The organism is Dyella mobilis (genome assembly GCF_016904945.1).
In the GTDB taxonomy this organism is placed as follows: domain Bacteria; phylum Pseudomonadota; class Gammaproteobacteria; order Xanthomonadales; family Rhodanobacteraceae; genus Dyella_B; species Dyella_B mobilis.
The window spans coordinates 1,237,944-1,256,999 of sequence record NZ_JADIKF010000040.1; the positions used below are offsets into that span (position 1 = coordinate 1,237,944).

Genomic DNA, 19,056 nt, shown 5'->3' on the forward strand with positions numbered 1-19,056 from the left:
CGCAACACGTCGCGAACAAAGAGAGACAAAACGGGACTGGGCCGGCGCCCAAGCTTCTGAGCGCATTGATTGTCGCTTCGCTTGCACCGGCAGCGGCCTTCGCGGCAGCGCCGGCTGCGCTCGTGGCTCCTGCATCTCCCGCCTCGCCTGCGTCACCTGTCGCACCGGCAGAGGCCGAATTTGAAACAAACTTTCTGTCCACCGGCACCGACGTCGACCTTTCGCGCTTCGCCAAGGGCAACGTTGTGTTGCCGGGCACCTATCGTGCAGACGTCTCCATCAACCAGACCTGGATCGGCCGCGAGGATATCGTCTTCAAGCTCATCGATGGCCAGACGAGCGCAGCACCCTGTTTCGATCGTGAATCGCTGCGCCGTTTTGGCGTGGACCTGGACAAAGTAGCGCGCGGCGACGGCAAGCGCAGTCCGGAAGAAGTCGCTGCCCACACCATTCCCGAAGGCGAGTTGTGCGGCGACCTCGGCAAGTACATTCCCGGCGCCTCGATCGCCTTCAACGAACAAACGCAATCACTCGCCATCAGCGTGCCGCAGCTGTACATGAACAACAGCGCGCGCGGCTACGTCGATCCGTCGCAGTGGGACAGCGGCATCAATGCCGGCACGCTTGGCTACAACTTCAGCGCCTCGAGAAGCACCGGTGCATATCACGGGAGCCAGGCCTACCTTGGTCTCAACGCCGGCTTCAACCTGGGAGACTGGCATCTTCGCCACCAGGGCTCGCTCAACTGGAGTTCCTCCGGCCGCAAGAACTACACCAATATCGCCAGCTACGTGCAGCGCGATATTCCGTCGATCAAGTCCCAGCTGGTGGTGGGCGACACCTTTACCAGCGGGCAGATCGCAGACAGTTTCCGCGTGCGTGGCGTCAGCTTGTTCAGCGACCCGACCATGTACCCGCAGTCGCAGCAGGGTTACGCGCCGACGGTACGCGGCGTAGCGGAAACCAATGCCCGCGTCACCATTCGCCAGCGCGGCTACGTCCTCTACGAAACCACGGTCGCACCTGGCCCGTTCGAGATCAACGATCTGTTCCCCACCGGCTACGGCGGCGACCTGGAAGTTACCGTGACGGAGACCGACGGTCGCCAGAATACCTTTCTCGTACCGTACGCCGCCGTGCCACAGCTGTTGCGTCCGGGCATCACCCAATACAGCGCCACGGCCGGCCAGCTGCAACAGACGGGTACCGGCAACAACAAACCCTGGGTCGCGCAGGCGACTTGGCAGCACGGTTTCAACAACACCTTTACTGGCTATGCCGCAGGCACAGCCAGCACTGGCTATACGCAAGCCCTGGTCGGCACCGCGATCAATACGCCGGTGGGCGCCGTGGCGGTCAACCTTGCCGCGTCGGTCACCCAATTCCCCGAAGGCCAGCGCACGCGCAACGGCCAGAGTCTTGGTGTTACCTACAGCAAGAATGTCATCGGCTCCGGCACCAACTTCTCTTTGGCGGCGTACCGCTTTTCCAGCAGCGGCTATTACGGCTTGCTCGATGCCGTCAACGCCCGTGATTACGTGCGGTACGGTCAAGGACTCGGCACCCAGACTCGCCAACGCAGCCGACTGGACCTCACCGTCAACCAAAAGGTCGGCAATGGCCAACTGTTCTTCAGCGGCAGCACCAGCGACTACTGGGGCGGCGCCGGTCGCACTACGTCGTACTCGGCCGGCTATAGCAATACGTTCAAGTCGGTAACCTGGAGCCTCTCGGCGCAACGCACGCGCACCCAGGCATACAACCCTTACCAGAGTCCGCTCGAGTCGCAGCAGGATCAAGCGGACGACGTGTTCTATGGCCCAGGCCGCATCCCAGGCCCCGGCGTCAACATTCCTGGTCGCACCGACAACCGCATCATGCTGAACATCTCGGTGCCGTTGGGCAGCAGCTCCAACGCACCATCGCTCTACACCTATTTGTCGCGCGACAACGGCAGCAATTCCAACAAGGGCGTGCAGGTCGGCGTCAACGGCAGTGCTGGCGAAAATCGCGCCATCACCTACGGCGTGTCGGCTAATCGCAATATCAGTCAGGGCGGCGGCAGCAGCTACTTCAATACCTCGCTCGGCTACCAGGGTGCGGCGGGCAGCGTGCAGGGCGGTTACAGCCGCTCCGGCAACACCAACCAGATTTCGGCCTCCGCCAGCGGCGGTGTGGTGGTGCATTCCGGCGGCGTGCTGCTCACCCCGCAGCTGGGCAGCACGATCGGCATCGTCGAAGCACCGGGTGCCAAGGGCGCGTTGGTCACCAATGCCACCAACGTGCGCATCAATAATTCGGGCTACGCCGCGGTGCCTTACCTCACGCCGTATCAGAGCAATACGGTGGGCATCAATCCGCAAGGCATGTCTGAAAACGTCGAACTCAAGGACACCACCAAGACCGTAGCGCCGCGCCTGGGTGCCGTCGTCAAGCTCAAGTACCAGACCGACGAAGGTCGCTCGGTGATCATCAAGGCACGCCGCAAGGATGGACAACCGCTCCCCTTCGCTGCCGACGTACTCAACGAGAAGGGCGATAGCGTCGGCTCCGTGGGCCAGGGCAGCAAGATCTTTGTGCGTGGAGTGACTGACAACGGCACGTTGCAGGTGAAATGGGGCGATACCGCGGCTGAGCAATGTTACGTGCAGTATCAGCTACCGCCTCAAGAGAAGGGCTCAACCAATGCCACTGTCCTGCCGGGGGTCTGCGTTGCGTCGCCCAATGCACCCACACCGGCCGATTCCAAGCCCACCAACTTTGAGCCCGTCACCATCACGCCGCTGACCGAAACGCCCTCTCAGCCTGTCAAACCTACGGCGTCGCGCAACACGATCAATGAAGCCGCCTGGTGGAACCTGGATACCGTTGCACCGACTGCGGCCTCCAAACCCACCACGACGGCACCTGTCGCCCATGCACCGGCCAAGCCCGCAGCAACGCGCAATACGATCAAGGAATCAGCGTGGTGGCAATTGGATGGCATGCAGCGGTCAGCCAGTGCACAAGCGGCCCGCAACTATTCCGGGATTTACGGCAGCGTGGCAAGCACCGGCGTGTAATCCAAAACACCCACGTGCTCTGTACTTGCTCCTGCAGAACACCGAAGTGGCTTGCCTCCCTTTCACAAGGAAGAGCACTATTCCACATCACTGGAACTCAACGAAGTCGTAGATGTAGGTTGGGTTAGCGCAGCGTAACCCAACGGCCTTTGGCTCTTTAATTCTGTAGCGCAAAGGCGCGAGGCCGCTGGGTTACGCTGCGCTAACCCAACCTACAGCGGCCACGCGAAAATTTGAAGCGCTCAGTGCGCTGCATCCATCCCGTCTTGCGCGAACGACGGCGACACGCGCAACAACAAGGCACCCAACAGCGCACCCAGCGCGGCAAAGCACGCTCCGGCCAAAAAGGCCCACTGATAGCCACCGGTCAACGCTTCAACGTTCGCGCTTCCACTCAGCAATAATCCCCGCGTACGCCACGAAGCCAGGCTGGCCAGCACGGCCAACCCCAATGAACCGCCCATCATGAAAGCGGTATTGACCACGCCGGAAGCCAAGCCGGATTCCGACGGCCTCACATCGCTCATCGCCGCGAGCAGAACGGGATTGAACGCCACGCCGGCACCGATGCCGAGCAAGACCATCCCCGGAAGAATATCAGTGACAAAATCGCCATGCACGGATGCACGTGAAAACAACAGCAACCCGCACGCCGCCAGGGCCAGACCCATCGCCAGCGGGCGGCGAATGCCGAAGCGTGTCACCAGCCGTGCCGAGATGCCCAGGGAAAACAGCGCCATGATCAGATTAGCCGGCAAAAAGGCCAAGCCTACCTCCATCGGCCCATACCTCAGCACCAGCTGCATATAGAGTGCAGACAAAAAGAACCAGGCAAACATCGCCGCTGCCCACAGCACGCCCACCGCGTTCGATACCATCAGGTTGCGCAGCCGAAACAGACGCAAGGGCATCAACGGCACCTGTACGCGCGCCTCAATGCCGAAGAACGCGCCGAGCAACACCAGCGCAACGACAAGCTGGGCAAGTGTGCGCTGGGCGAGCCAGCCCACCTGATTGCCATTGATGATGGCGTAGACCGCCAGCATCAACGCCGCCGTTACGGTCAACGCTCCCCACATATCCAGGTGGCGCGAGGCCGACGTACCCGACGACGCAGGCAATAGCCGCCACGACGCGAGCACCACACCGATACCGATCGGCAGATTGACCAGAAATACCCAATGCCAACTCAAGCTGCTGGTCAACACACCCCCAAGCATCGCGCCCAGGCTGCCGCCGCCCGCGCAGACAAAGCCATAGACGCCCATCGCCTTGGCGCGATCCGCTGGCTCGGTAAACAAATCCATGATCAGCGACAGCGCCACCGCCGTCACCACGGCACCGCCCAAACCTTGCACGCTGCGCGCGATCACCAGCGCGAACTGGCTGGTCGACAAGCCGCAAGCCAGCGAGGCCAGCGTGAACACGCCGATACCGATCAGAAACAATCGGCGATGCCCATACAGATCACCCAGGCGTCCGCCCAGCAGCAGAAAGCCGCCGTAGGTAAGCATGTAGGCATTCACCACCCAGGCCAGCTCGGTGTCGCCGAAACGAAGGTCAGCCTTGATGGACGGCAGCGCCACGTTAACGATGGTGGTATCCAGCACGATCATCAGCACACCCATGCACAGCACGATCAGCGCCAGCCATCGGCGGTCGGGGTGCAGGGATGCGGGAGCTTGCGATGCGTCGGACATGCTGATTCCTGTGGCGAGATGACTGCGTTGCAACTGATGCGTCGAACGATACCGCATGAAATCGACACGAGCCCGCGATTTGCTCCCTCGCCCCTCCGGGGAGAGGGTTAGGGTGAGGGGCCACTCTTGCGACTCGTATTCCTAAGTATCGCGAATCCCTTTGCAAACGCTCTTCCACGATGATGAAGTCCGGCACGAGCCCCGCCCCTCACCCCGGCCCTCTCCCCGAAGGGGAGAGGGTGCAAAGCAAAAAAGCCGGCGCCCTGGGACGCCGGCTTGAAACAACCAGGTTGTATCCAGCAAAGCTTACAGATCGAAACCCGCACCCGCGCCGACCGAGGCTTCCGAACCGCTCACCGCAGCTCCGAAGCTCATGCGCACGCGATCGCTGACCTTGTTGGCATAGCCCACCGCCAAGGCAGCCCTGCTGTTCTGCAGGCCCACGCCCACGGCCAGGCGACCCTTGCCGGTGCTTTCCACTCCGCCAGCGTTGATCGCCATCTGCGTGTTGGCCGCCGACATCGCGCCAATACGATCGATACGCTGGTCTTGACGGTTGAAGCGATCGTTCACTTCGCCTTTGAAGTTCTGCAGGTCCTGGTTCAAGGCATTGAACTTGGTATCGGTGTAGGCATTGGCCGTGGATACGGCGTTCGCTGCGGCTTCTTTGACCTGCCCCAGGTTCGCGGCATCCGTATCGGCAATGCCCGGCGCCAGGTTGGTGATGCGCTCGTTGTTCAAATCGCCATCGAAGCCACTGCCCACGTTACCCAGGCCATCGGCGATATCGTTCATACGATCATTCAAACCGCCAATCTGGCTCTGCAGGTTGTCCTGGATTGCCGACAGCTGGCCGCCGTTGATCGCTTCCATGCTGCCCGAAGCAATCGAACCGGCCGCCACGTTGCCGATGACCGTACCGCTTGCACCACCCAAGGTCACTTGCGACTTGGTGGTCGCATCGTCGTACTGGATACCCGAAGCCAGGCCGTCGCCCAGGTTCTTCAACGTGTCCTTGATGTTGGTGATATCGCCTTCGGCAGCGCTCACGCGCGTGTCCAGCGCAGTCACTGCCTGGTTGGTGTCATTGAGCTGCGAACCGTTCACAGCCTGGACGCTGCTCCCGTCCAGGGCGCCATCGGCCACGCCCGTCACCACGCGCCCGTTGCCCGCATTGTTGGCAAAGCTCACCACCGTACCGCCGGTCCCCGCCCCCACCGTAATGATGTTGGTGGAGGGAACTTGCTGCACCAGGCCGGTCTCGCCACTACCCAGGTTGTCGATCTGCGACTGCAGGCTGGCTATATTGGTGGTATTGGTCAGCACGTTCCCGTTGGTTGTAAACAGCTGCGAGCCGTTCACCACATCGGTGCTGTTCGCCGCCAGATTACCCGCGCTCACGCCGGTCAGCGTCCGGGTTGCATTGGCATTGTTGGTGAAATCCACCACCGTACCGTCCTTGCTGCCGGCCACCGTGATCGGTGCACCTGCCGCAGACTGCCGCACCAGACCCAGCGTACCGTCGTTGACCTGATCGGTAAGGCTGGTGATGCTGGCGTTGCTGGCCGAAACGGCGCTATCGAGTGCCGTCACTGCGTCAGCCACTGTGGAGATACCGTTATCGTCCTGCACGGTAAAGGTCGGCATCGTCACTTCACCCGTGGCGCTATCGATGCTGCCGCCGATGGAGGTTATGACGGGCGTCAGCTGGCTCACATTCACCGCATCGTTTGCCTCCACACCAGCGGCCATATTCACGATCTGGCGGTACAGATCCGAGCCAGCGTCACCGACTGACACCGTATTATTGGAATCGGCGACCGAATTGGACCCCAACGCCACACTGTACTCGGCCGTTGCGGATGCGTTTTCGCCCAGCGCGACGGAGAAAAGGGCCCCCGCATTGGCATTCGCACCTATGGCAATGGCAGAACCACTCCCGTTGACACCCACTGCCGTAGCGCCATTGCCAATAGCGATATCCGCCGCAGTGTTAGTGGATGAAGTTCCACCGTCTGCATCAATGGCGATACCAGTGCCCCTACCGTCGAAGCCTCCGCCATTGATGCCAATGGGAGCAATGGCCCCGCTGTTCGCGCGAAAACCGCCGCTGGAAAGCGTATCGCCGCTGCATTGATCGTCCGACGTCTCTGCACTGCAACGCGCCTCATTGCCAACATCCGTGGCAACCGCCGACATACTAAGGCTGCTCATCGGCAACGCCGCGAGCATCGCAACATACAAGGGTAAACGGCCGATTCGGCGCTTTTCATTCTTCACGTTCATAAGCTCAAAAACCTCTGCTTGATTCGATGGGTAATGCCGTCATCGACGGCAGGGGAATTAAAGGGAAACAGAAACACCAACACCGGCTTGCTTCTCGGGGCCGCTGAACGTACCGCCGATGCTCACGCTCGTGCGCTCGCCAATCGGCCGGGCATAACCTAGAGCTACAGCTCCCTTTCCGTTCTGCATACCCGCACCGATCGCGGCACGGCCGCTCGTGGTGGTGGCACCGGAGGCATTAATGACCATGTGGGTGCTGGCGGCGTTCATCGCGCCAATACGATCCAGGCGCTCATCCTGTTTCTTGAAACGCTGATCCACTTCCTGCTTGAAGCTGTTCAGCGAACCGCTGAATGCCGCTGCCTGCTGATCTGTGTAGTTCTGCGCCTGCTGCACAGCATTCGCCAACATGTCGGTCATCTGGCCTACATTCACGCCATCCGTGTCGGCAATACCCGGTGCTACGCCGCTGATCACCTTTCCGCCCGCGTCGCCATCGAAATGACCCGGCTGCAGCGTACCGTCGGCGATGCCCTTCTCCACACCATCCCACTGCGACGCCAGATCGTCTGCACGATCGCTCAGATCTCCCAATTCCCCTTCAAACAGCGCATTGAAATCGAACAGCTGGCCGCCGTTCACGGCATCCATGCTTCCCGCCGCGATCAGGCCCGCGGATACGTTGCTCAGCAAAGTGCCATCGGCACCCGCCAGCGTAAGGCGACTCTTGCTGGCATCGTCATAGGTGATGAAGTCAGCGAAGCCCGGAGAGAGATCGGCAAGGTCATTCTGGATGTCGCTGATATTGCCTATAACGCTAGTTGCACGCACATCGAGCGAACTGATCTGCTGGTTGATCGCATACAGCTGCGCACCGTTTACCAGATCGGTGCTACCCGATGCCACATTGCCCTTGGCAACGCCAGTCAATACACGTCCGCCAGCCGTACCAGCGACATCCACCAGGATGCCCGCGGTGTCCGTGCCCACGCTCAGCGCACCGGTATCGGCATTCTGTAGTACCAGACCCGCGGCGCCGTTGCTGATATCCACCAGACGCTGAGTCTGGTTATTGATGTTGGAAGTATTCGTGCCAACCTGTTGGTTGGTCGCAAACAGCTGTGATCCGTTCACGGCATCGGTGCTGGTGTTGCTCAGCTCGCCAGCGCTCACGCCGGTCAGCGTGCGCGTCGCAAATCCATTGTTGACGAAATTCACCAGCTCTCCGTCGATGTTCGCACCTACCGTGATCGGCGCGCCGGCCGACACCTGCTGTACCAGACCCGCGGCACCATCGCTGAAATCGCTTGCAAATTTAGCAATGGCAGCGTTGGTCGCTGTGATGGAGCTATCCAGCGTTCCCACGGCCGTGGAAAAGTTGGCTTGCGTTGCGCCACCGACGGTGAAAGTTGGAGCGATCACGGCGCCCGTGCCGCTGTCGATATCTGCACCCAGCGTATTCACCAGCGCCGTCAATTGGTTGACATTGATCGCGTCGGTGTCTTTCACGCCATAGGCAACATTCTGGATGCGGCGCTGAAGTGACGCTGAGCCGACTGAAATCGCATGGCTGCGATTTACGGTCGAGAAATCACCAAGTGCCACACCATCGGTCATTCCAGCGGCATTCGCCACACTCCCCCAACCGTAAGCCGCGTTGCTTGCACTAGCGTCCGCTGAATTTCCCATCGCAATGGCAGACATCGTCTCCGATCCGGCAGCGTAGGCACTAGAACCCAGCGCGATGTCGCCGACCAGGGTGGCCGTGGCTGTGTAGCCAGGCACACCCATGGAAACACCATCCCCATTGCCAAAGTAACCTGCGTTGAAAATGGCTCCGCCGCTCGACGAGCGATTCGAAGCGCGGGTAAAACCTGTCTCTTTGCATTCAGCAACGTCGCTGTCGCACCGAATTTCAATGCTATCGCTAGTAGGTGCCGCACCAGCCACCGCCGTGGCACACATCACCCACGTGGACATCGCGCCCGTTACAGCCAGGGACAAAGGCAATCGCCGCAACCGGCGCTTACCGCTCTTCAAGGACATGTCGCTACCTCGTCTGTCGGTCCGCCGTGCCGTATTTGCGCAATAGGCGGATAGGAAAATAAAGGGGGCATACGGCCCGCTCGATAATTCAGACCCACAAGCACGCAGATGCGATTCGCGCTCCATCATTACCGCCGTTGTCAGCAGATACAGATGATCTATGACTGCGATAACGCACGTGCCTGCGGTCCCTCGCACACATCAACGCGTGACACGTGCGCGCACCCGTTATGGGGTACGGCATTGAGAGTAGGTGCTGCTCGCATGACGAAGAATAGGACTAGCCTCAGTTCGGACGTTCGGCGGGAGGCGATTTAGCCTTATCAATATTTTCTCAATACGCCTGCGTTGGTATTCGCAATCGGTACGTGGACGGCATTGGCTTTGCAGCGCATAAATCAGAAGCATCGGCGCTCGGGTGCACTCGGCTCCTCCCCCTGCAAGCAGGGGGAGGCTGGGAGGGAATGGCCACGCGAATCCTTCATCAATGCCATTGTGACGGTGTCTGCAACCGATGCCCGTCGCAGTTCAACGCCGTCACCACTTCATCCACGCGCAGGCCGAAATCTTCCAGCAACTGCCCGAGATTGGAGCGACGCACTTCCAGCAACACGTCTTCCTCTTCCTCGGTCGACGCATAAATCACTTTCGCCATCAGAAACAACTGATCGCGCAACTGCTCCAGTTTCCGATATTGCTCTTCGTGCAAGACATATCCGCGCAGCGTCATGGCCGCAGGCTTGATCGCTTTCATACCTTCACTCCACACCGTTAGACACGCCGCGCATTGCGCGCGGCGTGAGGGATAACAGAGAAAAATCTGCAAGCCGTGTAAGCGTATGCCTACGCCCAGTCGGCCGATATCCGCTAAGACCCGGCTTCGTGCGTGAGGCACGAACGTGAAGTGAGCGAAAGCTGGCACAGCGGGGGCACGCATGCGTGCAGGTGCCGTATGATCCGGGGACCCATGATCAACTCCTTAGTCAGTTGGTTGTGGTAGCGAGCCGTGTGGGTTACCGGCCCATGCGGCTCGCGCTCTTTCACTTCATACGCCGGGCGTGCGTGGATCGCGTGCACGAAGGCTCGCCCGGCATGCTCAATATCTCGCGTCAGCGGCTTTCTGTATGTCGGCGGATGCGGACGATGGTGGAGAGATAAATCTTGCGTCGATCAGCCTTTCTCCCTCGCCCCTTCGGGGAGAGGGAGCAAAGCTTGCTGCGATGCGGTTTGACACTTTAAGTTTAGATCGATTTAAATCGAGGCTTGCCGGCGTTACAGGGATTCCCGATGGACAAGCTGCCAAGCTCCTGCGCAACTGTATTTCAGCGCAAGCTGCTTTGCTTAGCACTGGCGTTCACCACCACTGGCGTCAGCGCGACACAAAGCCCTGCGTTCTACAGCTCCTTCGAGCCCGGCGACCCGGCGCTGGTCACCAGCACCGCAAACGCGACCTTTCACATCGACTTGGCCGGCGGTCCGTCTGCGCAGGATGCCTATAGCGCCAAGCCCGGCGTCGGCTTTACCGGCCTGCACTCGCTGCACTATCTGGGCACCGAAGGTGGGAAGCAGGACGCCACACTGTTCAACGTCGATCTGCCGGTGCACGCAGATACGCAGCTTTCCTACCTGCTGTTTCCCTGCATCGTGGTCAACGACCTGGCCGATCCAGCCACGTACGTGTCGGTTGACCTTATCTTCGATGACGGCACTCGGCTTTCCACGACAGCCGCACGCGATCAACATCGTATTGCCGCCAATGCACGTGCACTGGGTGCAAGCCGTACGGTTTACATCAACCAATGGAATCGCCTGGCCATTGACGTAGGCAAGGTGGCAGCCGGCAAGCGTATCCGGCACATTGTGTTGATACACGATGGCCCGGCGGCGAAATTCGAGGGCTTTCTCGATGATGTGCGCATTGGCCCGGCGCCCGCGGAGCCGCTGAATCTCCGCCCCAGCGACTACGTTTCCATCTTGCGCGGCACCAACTCCGGCTATGTGTTTTCGCGCGGCAACAATATCCCTGCCGTGACGCTGCCGCATGGCTTCAACTTCTGGGTGCCAGTAACGGACGCCGGTTCCGACTGGATGTACCAGTATCAACAACGTAACGACGCGCAGAATCACCCACGACTGGAAGCCTTCTCGCTATCGCACGAACCCAGCCCGTGGATGGGCGACCGGCAGACATTGCAAATCATGCCGGCAGCTGCGACCCACGGCGCGCCCAGTGCGAATCGCGAGCAGCGCGCACTCAGCTTCACTCACGATCATGAAATAGCCCACGCACACTACTACAAGGTGGCGTTCGACAACGGCATCACCGGCGAAATGACGCCCACCGACCATGCAGCGATGCTGCGCTTTTCTTTCCCCGGCCAGCGCGGTCAATTGGTGTTCGACAATCGCACGGATGAAGGCGCGGTCACGCTGGATCCAGCTCATCAAAGTTTCAGCGGCTACTCCGACGTAAAGAGCAGATTGTCGGCCGGTGCCACCCGGCTGTTTTTCTACGGACAGGTGGATCAGCCAGTCAGCGAAAGCGGCCGCCTTACCGGCGAAGGACGCGACCACGTCACCGCGTGGCTGGGTTTCGATACCTCGCGCAACAAGACGGTGAATGTGCGCATCGCGACTTCACTGATCAGCCTTGAGCAAGCCAAGCACAATCTTCAACTGGAAATCACGCCCGGCGAAAGCTTCGACGACGTGCGTGAGCGGGCGCAAAAAATCTGGGATAAACAGCTCGGCATCGTGCAGGTGCAAGGTGCCAGCTATGGCGAACGAGTGACGCTGTATTCCAACTTGTACCGCCTTTCGATGTATCCCAATTCAGCCTTTGAAAACACGGGTGCAGCAGCCAACCCCGTCTACCAATACGCCAGCCCTTTCTCGCCTGCGACCGGCACAGACACACCCACGCAAACTGGTGCGCGCGTGATGGCCGGCAAGGTGTACGTGAATAACGGCTTCTGGGATACCTATCGAACGGCGTGGCCGGCCTATGTGCTGCTGATGCCCCACTTCGCTGGTGAAATGATCGACGGCTTCGTGCAGGAATATCGCGACGGCGGCTGGATCGCACGCTGGTCGTCACCCGGCTATGCCGACCTGATGGTGGGCACCAGCGCGGACGTGGCTTTTTCCGACGCCTGGTTGAAGGGCGTTCACAACTTTGATGTCCGTTCGTTCTATCAAGCCGCATTGAAAGACGCCACCGTAGTCAGCCCGCTTAAAGGCACCGGACGCAAAGGGCTGGAGCGCTCGATCTTCAATGGCTATACCGATACCGGCATCGATGAAGGCTTGTCGTGGTCGATGGATGGGTATATCGCGGATTTTGCGATCGGCAATCTGGCCCAGGCACTGGCTACAATGCACGACGCTTCCGACCCCTACTCCACGCATTACACGGAAGACGCCACCTATTTCCGCAACCGTTCATTGAACTACGTCAATTTGTTCGATCCCGATGTCGGCTTTTTCGTTGGCCGCAATGCAAAGGGGGATTGGCGCGTCGGCAAGCAGGATTTCGATCCGTTGGCCTGGGGCGGCGACTACACAGAAACCAACGCGTGGAACATGGCATTCCATGCACCGCAGGATGGTGCCGGACTTGCCGCGCTCTACGGCGGAAGGGCCGCCCTGGCGACCAAGCTCGACCAGTTCTTCGCCACGCCCGGCGTTTACCACATCGGTCACTACGACGGCGTGATTCACGAGATGCGCGAAGCGCAGGCGGTGCGTATGGGACAGTACGGCCACAGCAACCAGCCGTCTCATCACATCATTTATATGTATGACTATGCCGGTGAGCCCTGGAAGGCGCAGGACAAGGTACGCGATGTGCTATCGCGTCTTTACCTGGGCAGCAGCATCGGCCAGGGCTATCTGGGCGATGAAGATAATGGCGAGATGTCCGGCTGGTGGCTGTTCAGCGCCATGGGCTTTTATCCCTTGCGCATGGGAACATCGGAATATGTGATCGGCGCGCCCTATTTCCCCCACCTTGATGTGATGCTGGAGAACGGCAAGCATATCGTCGTCAACGCGCCGGGCGTCAGCGATATCAATCGTTATGTGCAAAGTCTGCGCGTCAATGGACAGCCCTGGAACAAGCTGACCCTGCCACATGCGTTACTTACGCAAGGCGCAACGCTGGATTTCGTAATGGGACCAGAACCTTCGCAGTGGGGCACTAGTGCGCAAGCGCTACCCGCATCGATTACCGCGGAAGGCAACCCGTCTCCGCTACGTGATTTGCTCGGCCCTGGTCAGGCGCAAGCTACCAGTGATCCTACGCTCCCTGATGTCGATGCGTTGTTCGACCAGAACAGCCAGACTGAGGCTCGTTTGCCAGCCGGCCCAACGACTATAAGCTGGCATTTATCGCAATCGCATCTCGTGGCGATGTACACCCTGACATCCGGCGCGCAAACATCCTCACCGTCGCATTGGCAGTTGGAAGCTTCTGATGATGGAATTCATTGGACTGCATTGGATCACCGTGTCGGAGAATCTTTCTTATGGCCGCGGCAGACACGCGCCTTCGTGATCCACACAGCCGGCGTACACGCGTATTACCGATTGCGCTTCGACCAGGGTACGGGCACCTCGCTGGCAGAAGTTGAATTGTTGGGTCGCTAAATCCACCGCATTTCCAAGTGCCAATTCGTGGCGGCAGTCGTCTCACCACTGCCCATTCCGCTACTTTTTTTTGTGAATTTACGGGGCAAATCTACCGTTTGCTTCGAATTGCGCCGAAAAACACTTCTGACACTCCACCCGACTAATGCTCAGCGGTGGTGTCACTTCGCCCATTACTTTTTAAGACCAGTCTGATGTCCGCGCGCATGGACTCAATTTTATGATTCGCCGGTGCTCCAACTCTCACAGCATGTGACGAAATGATCACAGCGCCCGCATTGCGCCTAATGCCTCCTTCAGGGACTCACTAAAATCATGGTCTCATCAACTAAATCAATGCGGCTCCGTTTAAATAACAGACACAAGGCCACCATAGCGTTACTGCTCCTTGGCGGTGCGAATATCACCTTTGCTCAAACCACTTGCACTCCATCAACTATCAACCTTAGCGCCGCTTCGCAGAGTTACAGCGGACCCATCAATGCTTTGTTGCCAGGCCAACAGATAGGCTCGGGATGGGCAGGGTCAACCCGTGCTACCGGCATATCTTGCCCGACTAACATTATCGTGAAAGGTACCGTTCAACCTGCCGATACGCCCGTTCCCGGTGTCACCTATGCCTCTGGTGGTGCTGACTATCCGGTCTATCCAACGGGACAATCGAGCATCGGCTATGTGGTACAGGTTCGCGATCCTTCCGACTCGCAGTTTCATCCCCTGGCTCCTCCGTTCGTTCAAACGTGGCCGCTCCCGGGATTCGGAAATCCTATAGCACTTGGATTTGAAGCACAGATCCTCTTTGTCGCCATTGGTCCTCTAACTCCCGGCACTTACTCGCTACCTTCAAAGACGGTCGCATACCTGCATGCCTATGATGGCTCTGACGTGGAGCTTTCCGTCCCCGGGTCGCTTCTATTCCAAGGCGCAACCATCACGGCCAACTCAACCGGATGCACCGTAACATCGGCGAGCGATCAAGCCATACGTCTCTCCAGCGTGTCGCCCAGTAATTTTTCCGGGGTGGGCTCAAACTCAGGCACGAGCTCGACCGTTAATATTTCGCTCAACTGCGATGCTGGTATTGCTGTCTATGCAACCATGTCGGACGCGACAGATCCTGGCAACACGAGCGATGTCCTGGCACTCACACCTGGCTCCACCGCTTCAGGTGTTGGCATCCAAGTGTATCGCGATGGTTTATCGACCCCCATATCCTTTGGGCCTGACTCCTCATCTCCAGGTAATTTGAATCAATGGCTCGTGGGCAGAAATGCCGGAGCAGTCTCCTACACGATTCCTTTTAACGCTTCTTACGTGCAGACGGAGAACACTATTGGCCCAGGCAGTGTACAAGCCAGATCAACAGTGACACTTTCCTACCAGTAAGTTCACGACTCGCCTCATCAAAGTATCTCAATGCCTCGCTTTTAAGCCGTCAGATTCATCTGGCGGCTTTTTTATTGAATGCGTTCAAATCGAGGATCAATAAAAGGATCCGTGGCGCACCTCTGGCAACTCCGAACAGCAAAACGGAGGCTATAGGCCAGAAGTCATGCACACAATCCTGCGCGAGCGAACTATGGTGAAGCGCTTCATTCCCACTCGACAAAGGTGATCGCCATGCAGCGTTTTCGATGGATTCTCGCGGCGGCCATAGTGAGCGCCACCACTGGCGCAATAGGCGCTCCCGCCAATGGCCCCGATATCGGCATAGACCTCAAGGGCATCGACCACTCTGTGCTGCCCGGCAACAATTTCTTCGACTACGCCAACGGCACCTGGCTGAAGACCGCCCAGATTCCGGCCGACCGCTCCAGCACCGGCACCTTCCTCAAGGTGTACGAACTGGCCGAGAAGCACACCGCCGAGCTGATTCGCGGCATCGCGGCCAAACATCCCGCCGCCGGCAGCAACGAACGCAAGATCGCCGATTACTATGCGGCCTACATGGATGAAGCCAGCATCCAGAAGCACGGCCTGGCGCCAATGAAGGCGCAGCTCGACCAGATCGACGCGATCAAGACACGCGACGACCTGGCCAGCGTGCTCGGCAGCGAACAACGCTCCGATGTCGACCCGATCAACGACACCAACTTCCACACACAGAACCTGTTTGGTCTGTTCGTGACGCAGGGGCTGGAAGATACCGACCACACCATGGCGTATCTGATGCAAGGTGGCATTGCCATGCCCAGCCGCGACTACTACCTGTCGCAGGACAAGGACATGGTGGAGGCGCGCGCCAAGTACCAGACCTATGTGACCTCACTGCTGAAACTGGCCGGCACGCCAGACGCCGAAGCGCAGGCCAAAGCAATCATCGCGCTGGAAACCAAGATCGCGCAGGCACAGGAAACCCTGGTGGACAGCCAGGACGTGCACAAAGCCAATAACGTGTGGAGCATGGGCGACTTCGCACAGAAGGCGCCCGGCCTGAACTGGACGGCGTACTTCAAGGCGGCCGGGCTCGCCGACCAGCAGCACATCGACGTGTGGCAGCCTTCTGCAACAACCGGCATCGCTGCACTGGTTGGCAGCGAATCGCTGGATACCTGGAAGCAGCTGCTGCGCTACCACGCATTGAATGAAGCCGCTCCGCTGTTGCCCAAGCCCTACGCCGACCTGAGTTTCGATTTCTACGGCACTACCTTGCAGGGTACGCCCAAGCAGCAGGAACGCTGGAAGCGTGCGGTGGCCGCTACCAATACGGATCTGGGCGATGCAGTCGGCCAGCTGTACGTGCAGCAATATTTCCCGGCGTCGTCCAAGGCCAAAGTGCAGGAGATGGTGAAAAACATCATCGCCGCCTTCGCCGATCGCGTGAACACACTGGAATGGATGACGCCGGCCACGCGCGCCAAGGCCAAGGAGAAGCTGGAAACCTTGCGCGTGGGCGTGGGCTATCCGGAAACCTGGCGCAGTTACGCCAACCTGGATGTGAAAGCGGACGACCCGCTCGGCAATCACGAACGCGCCGTGGCACTGGAATATCAGCACCAGCTGGCCAAGTTGCACCAGCCGGTGGATCGTGGCGAGTGGTGGATGACGCCGCAGACCGTGAATGCCGTGAACTTGCCGCTGCAGAATGCCTTGAACTTCCCGGCAGCGATTCTGCAACCGCCGTTCTTCGACCCGAGTGCGGATCCCGCGGCCAGTTACGGCGCCATCGGCGCAATCATCGGCCACGAAATCAGCCACAGCTTCGACAACACCGGCGCCGATTTCGATGCGCAGGGCAAGATGGAGAACTGGTGGACGCCGCAGGATGCCAAGCATTTCGAAGAGGCCACACAGAAGCTGGTCAAGCAATTCGATCAGTACGAAGCGCTGCCTGGCTTGCACGTGAGCGGTCAGCAGACGTTGGGTGAAAATATCGCCGACGTATCCGGTCTCACCGTGGCGTATGCGGCGTACCACAAGTCCCTGGGCGGCAAGCCTGCTCCGGTGGTGGACGGATTGAGCGGCGACCAGCGCTTCTTCCTGGCGTTTGGCCAGGCATGGCGTTCGAAAATCCGCGACGCCGCATTGCGTCAGCGCCTCGCTACCGATGTGCATGCGCCGGCGCAGTTCCGTGCGCTGACCGTGCGCAATATCGATGGCTGGTATGACGCATTCAATGTGAAGCCGGGCGAGAAGTTGTATTTGACGCCGGATGAGCGAGTGAAGATTTGGTAATGCTCTTTTACTCCCCCTGCTAGCAGGGGGAGTTGGAGGAGGGTGCTCTCCGCAATAACGACATGTTGCGCCAGCCCTGAGCACCCCTCCCCAACCCTCCGCTACTGCATAGGCGAGGGAGTACGGTGCCACGAAAATCACACACGCTGGCGCCGGCCCTCCAAGCAAAAGCGGAGAACTGCGCACGAACTATTGATAATTGAAGGTAATAGTAGCCCTGGCCTGCACGCTTCCCGGCGTCACGGTCGCCGCCGTTTGCACGTACGATGCCTTCAGTGGAATGTTGTACACAGCGGCATTAGCGCTAGCTCCAACCTGCCACTCTGCCGGGTTGCCATCGGGCGTTCCACTCGATGGACCAAGGGTGATCGGCGTCGTCAGGCCATCACGAAATACCTGAACGCCCACACCCGTCGCACTAGAAGCCGCGGTCAACGTCAAGGCATTGGTGGTATTCGCAATATTTGTAGCGTCCGACATCGTGGCAAAAACAGTGACATTGGGATCGCAACTCACTGACACATTGACCGTATCACTACTCACGGCGGGTGAAGAACCAACGCCTGAAAAGGCGTTCGGTGCGACGGACGGAAGTGTCGCCACCTGGTTTGAAGGACTCGTCACGCGACAGCCTTTGGTGGACACAGTGAGCGTGGTGCCACTGAAATTGACGTACCCCGTCATCAAATAGGGACCGCCATTCCAGGCGTAACCATCCATTTGCGCTACCAGTTTCGATGGTATGACATACACACCGGAAGATACCGGGCCTGTTGCAATCAGTCGGACCTGTATTCTCACACCAATCACGACGGCGGCAGCATCAATGGTGCCCGGCGCTGGATAAGTTTGCGTAAATACGGCAGTAACCGGAAAGAATCCGCTCGCATTGGGATCCTTGATCATCAGGATGTAGCCGATGTTTTCGACGCCAGTCGGGTAAACAGGATACGTGTTCAAACCATCCGTGTAAGTGATACCGGGAATGGGCGCATCAACAGATTTAGCCAGCGCCTGCCAGATCCAATACTTGCAGCCGTGCGCATCGAGAACGACTTGGCCTCCCCCACTGTTGGACCACGGTCCCAACGGCGCTCCTTTCGCAGGCGGCGTGCCAGCCTGGTTATAGGAAAAGGCGGGCATATCCACCCCAACGGTATTGCCATTGCACGCCAATGCTTGCTTTCCAAAGACCAACAGCAACGGCAATACCAGCAACGCCCTATACAGAAAACCCGAAAGCCGGACCCAAGTTCCCTTCCCTATAAATGATTGCATGAGTTCCCTCCACATTTGAGCACCTGCATCGCACGTCACGCCGACTTTTTTCGGAAACACTCAGCCCTGCCCCATTGCAGGCACTCGTGGTTCACAGGTGGTTTTACTAATGAGATCGCCACTGATCTCACTCTTGGAAAGTGAATCATTAGTTGGAGACGGGGTATTTATCCTCCACGACGCCCGTCTTCGGTATTGACGATCGAGGCATGACCGCCCTGAAATTCTCGTACCTTTTTTATCGAAATCAATCGATGAATATTTTTTTTGATAAAATACTAAATAATAATTCTATTCTTATTATCCATTTTCAGACAAAAACGGATATCCATTACCTTTAAGAATATGCAAGTAAAACAGCG

9 protein-coding genes are annotated in these 19,056 nt (G+C 58.8%); 4 read left to right on the forward strand and 5 right to left on the reverse strand.

Going from position 1 to position 19,056, the window contains the following annotated elements; translation table 11 throughout:
- The first annotated feature begins 122 nt into the window (after positions 1–122).
- A complete protein-coding gene (locus ISS99_RS21930) occupies positions 123–3,062 on the forward strand; it encodes a fimbria/pilus outer membrane usher protein (RefSeq protein WP_204633716.1) in 2,940 nt (979 codons plus the stop codon).
- A 242-nt stretch (positions 3,063–3,304) separates the two neighbouring features.
- On the opposite strand, the gene ISS99_RS21935 is transcribed toward ISS99_RS21930, so the two are convergent.
- The 4 genes from ISS99_RS21935 to ISS99_RS21950 form a co-directional block, all read right to left on the reverse strand.
- Positions 3,305–4,762 (reverse strand): DHA2 family efflux MFS transporter permease subunit, encoded by a 1,458-nt coding sequence (locus ISS99_RS21935; RefSeq protein ID WP_204633717.1) that lies wholly within the window; start codon positions 4,760–4,762, stop codon positions 3,305–3,307.
- Positions 4,763–5,068: 306 nt separating this feature from the next.
- A complete protein-coding gene (locus ISS99_RS21940; RefSeq protein WP_204633718.1) occupies positions 5,069–6,976 on the reverse strand; it encodes a YadA-like family protein in 1,908 nt (635 codons plus the stop codon).
- Between the two features lie 129 nt (positions 6,977–7,105).
- The gene (locus tag ISS99_RS21945; RefSeq protein ID WP_204633719.1) at positions 7,106–9,220 is read right to left on the reverse strand and encodes a YadA-like family protein; all 2,115 of its coding nucleotides are present in this window, start codon (positions 9,218–9,220) and stop codon (positions 7,106–7,108) included.
- Positions 9,221–9,578: 358 nt separating this feature from the next.
- Positions 9,579–9,848, reverse strand: a complete 270-nt coding sequence (locus ISS99_RS21950) for an XAC0095 family protein (protein ID WP_204633720.1) — start codon at positions 9,846–9,848, stop codon at positions 9,579–9,581.
- Positions 9,849–10,381: 533 nt separating this feature from the next.
- Between ISS99_RS21950 and ISS99_RS21955 the strand changes: the two genes are divergently transcribed.
- The 3 genes from ISS99_RS21955 to ISS99_RS21965 all read left to right on the forward strand — a co-directional run bounded on the left by ISS99_RS21955 (position 10,382) and on the right by ISS99_RS21965 (position 17,416).
- The gene (locus ISS99_RS21955; protein ID WP_204633721.1) at positions 10,382–13,741 is read left to right on the forward strand and encodes a GH92 family glycosyl hydrolase; all 3,360 of its coding nucleotides are present in this window, start codon (positions 10,382–10,384) and stop codon (positions 13,739–13,741) included.
- 567 nt (positions 13,742–14,308) lie between these two features.
- Positions 14,309–15,127 (forward strand): fimbrial protein, encoded by an 819-nt coding sequence (locus tag ISS99_RS21960; RefSeq protein WP_204633722.1) that lies wholly within the window; start codon positions 14,309–14,311, stop codon positions 15,125–15,127.
- A 234-nt stretch (positions 15,128–15,361) separates the two neighbouring features.
- Complete coding sequence (locus ISS99_RS21965) at positions 15,362–17,416, forward strand: M13 family metallopeptidase (protein ID WP_204633723.1); 2,055 nt, start codon at positions 15,362–15,364, stop codon at positions 17,414–17,416.
- Positions 17,417–17,605: 189 nt separating this feature from the next.
- On the opposite strand, the gene ISS99_RS21970 is transcribed toward ISS99_RS21965, so the two are convergent.
- On the reverse strand, positions 17,606–18,694 hold the full coding sequence (locus tag ISS99_RS21970; protein WP_204633724.1) for a fimbrial protein: 1,089 nt from the start codon (positions 18,692–18,694) through the stop codon (positions 17,606–17,608).
- Between the last annotated feature and the right edge of the window lie 362 nt (positions 18,695–19,056).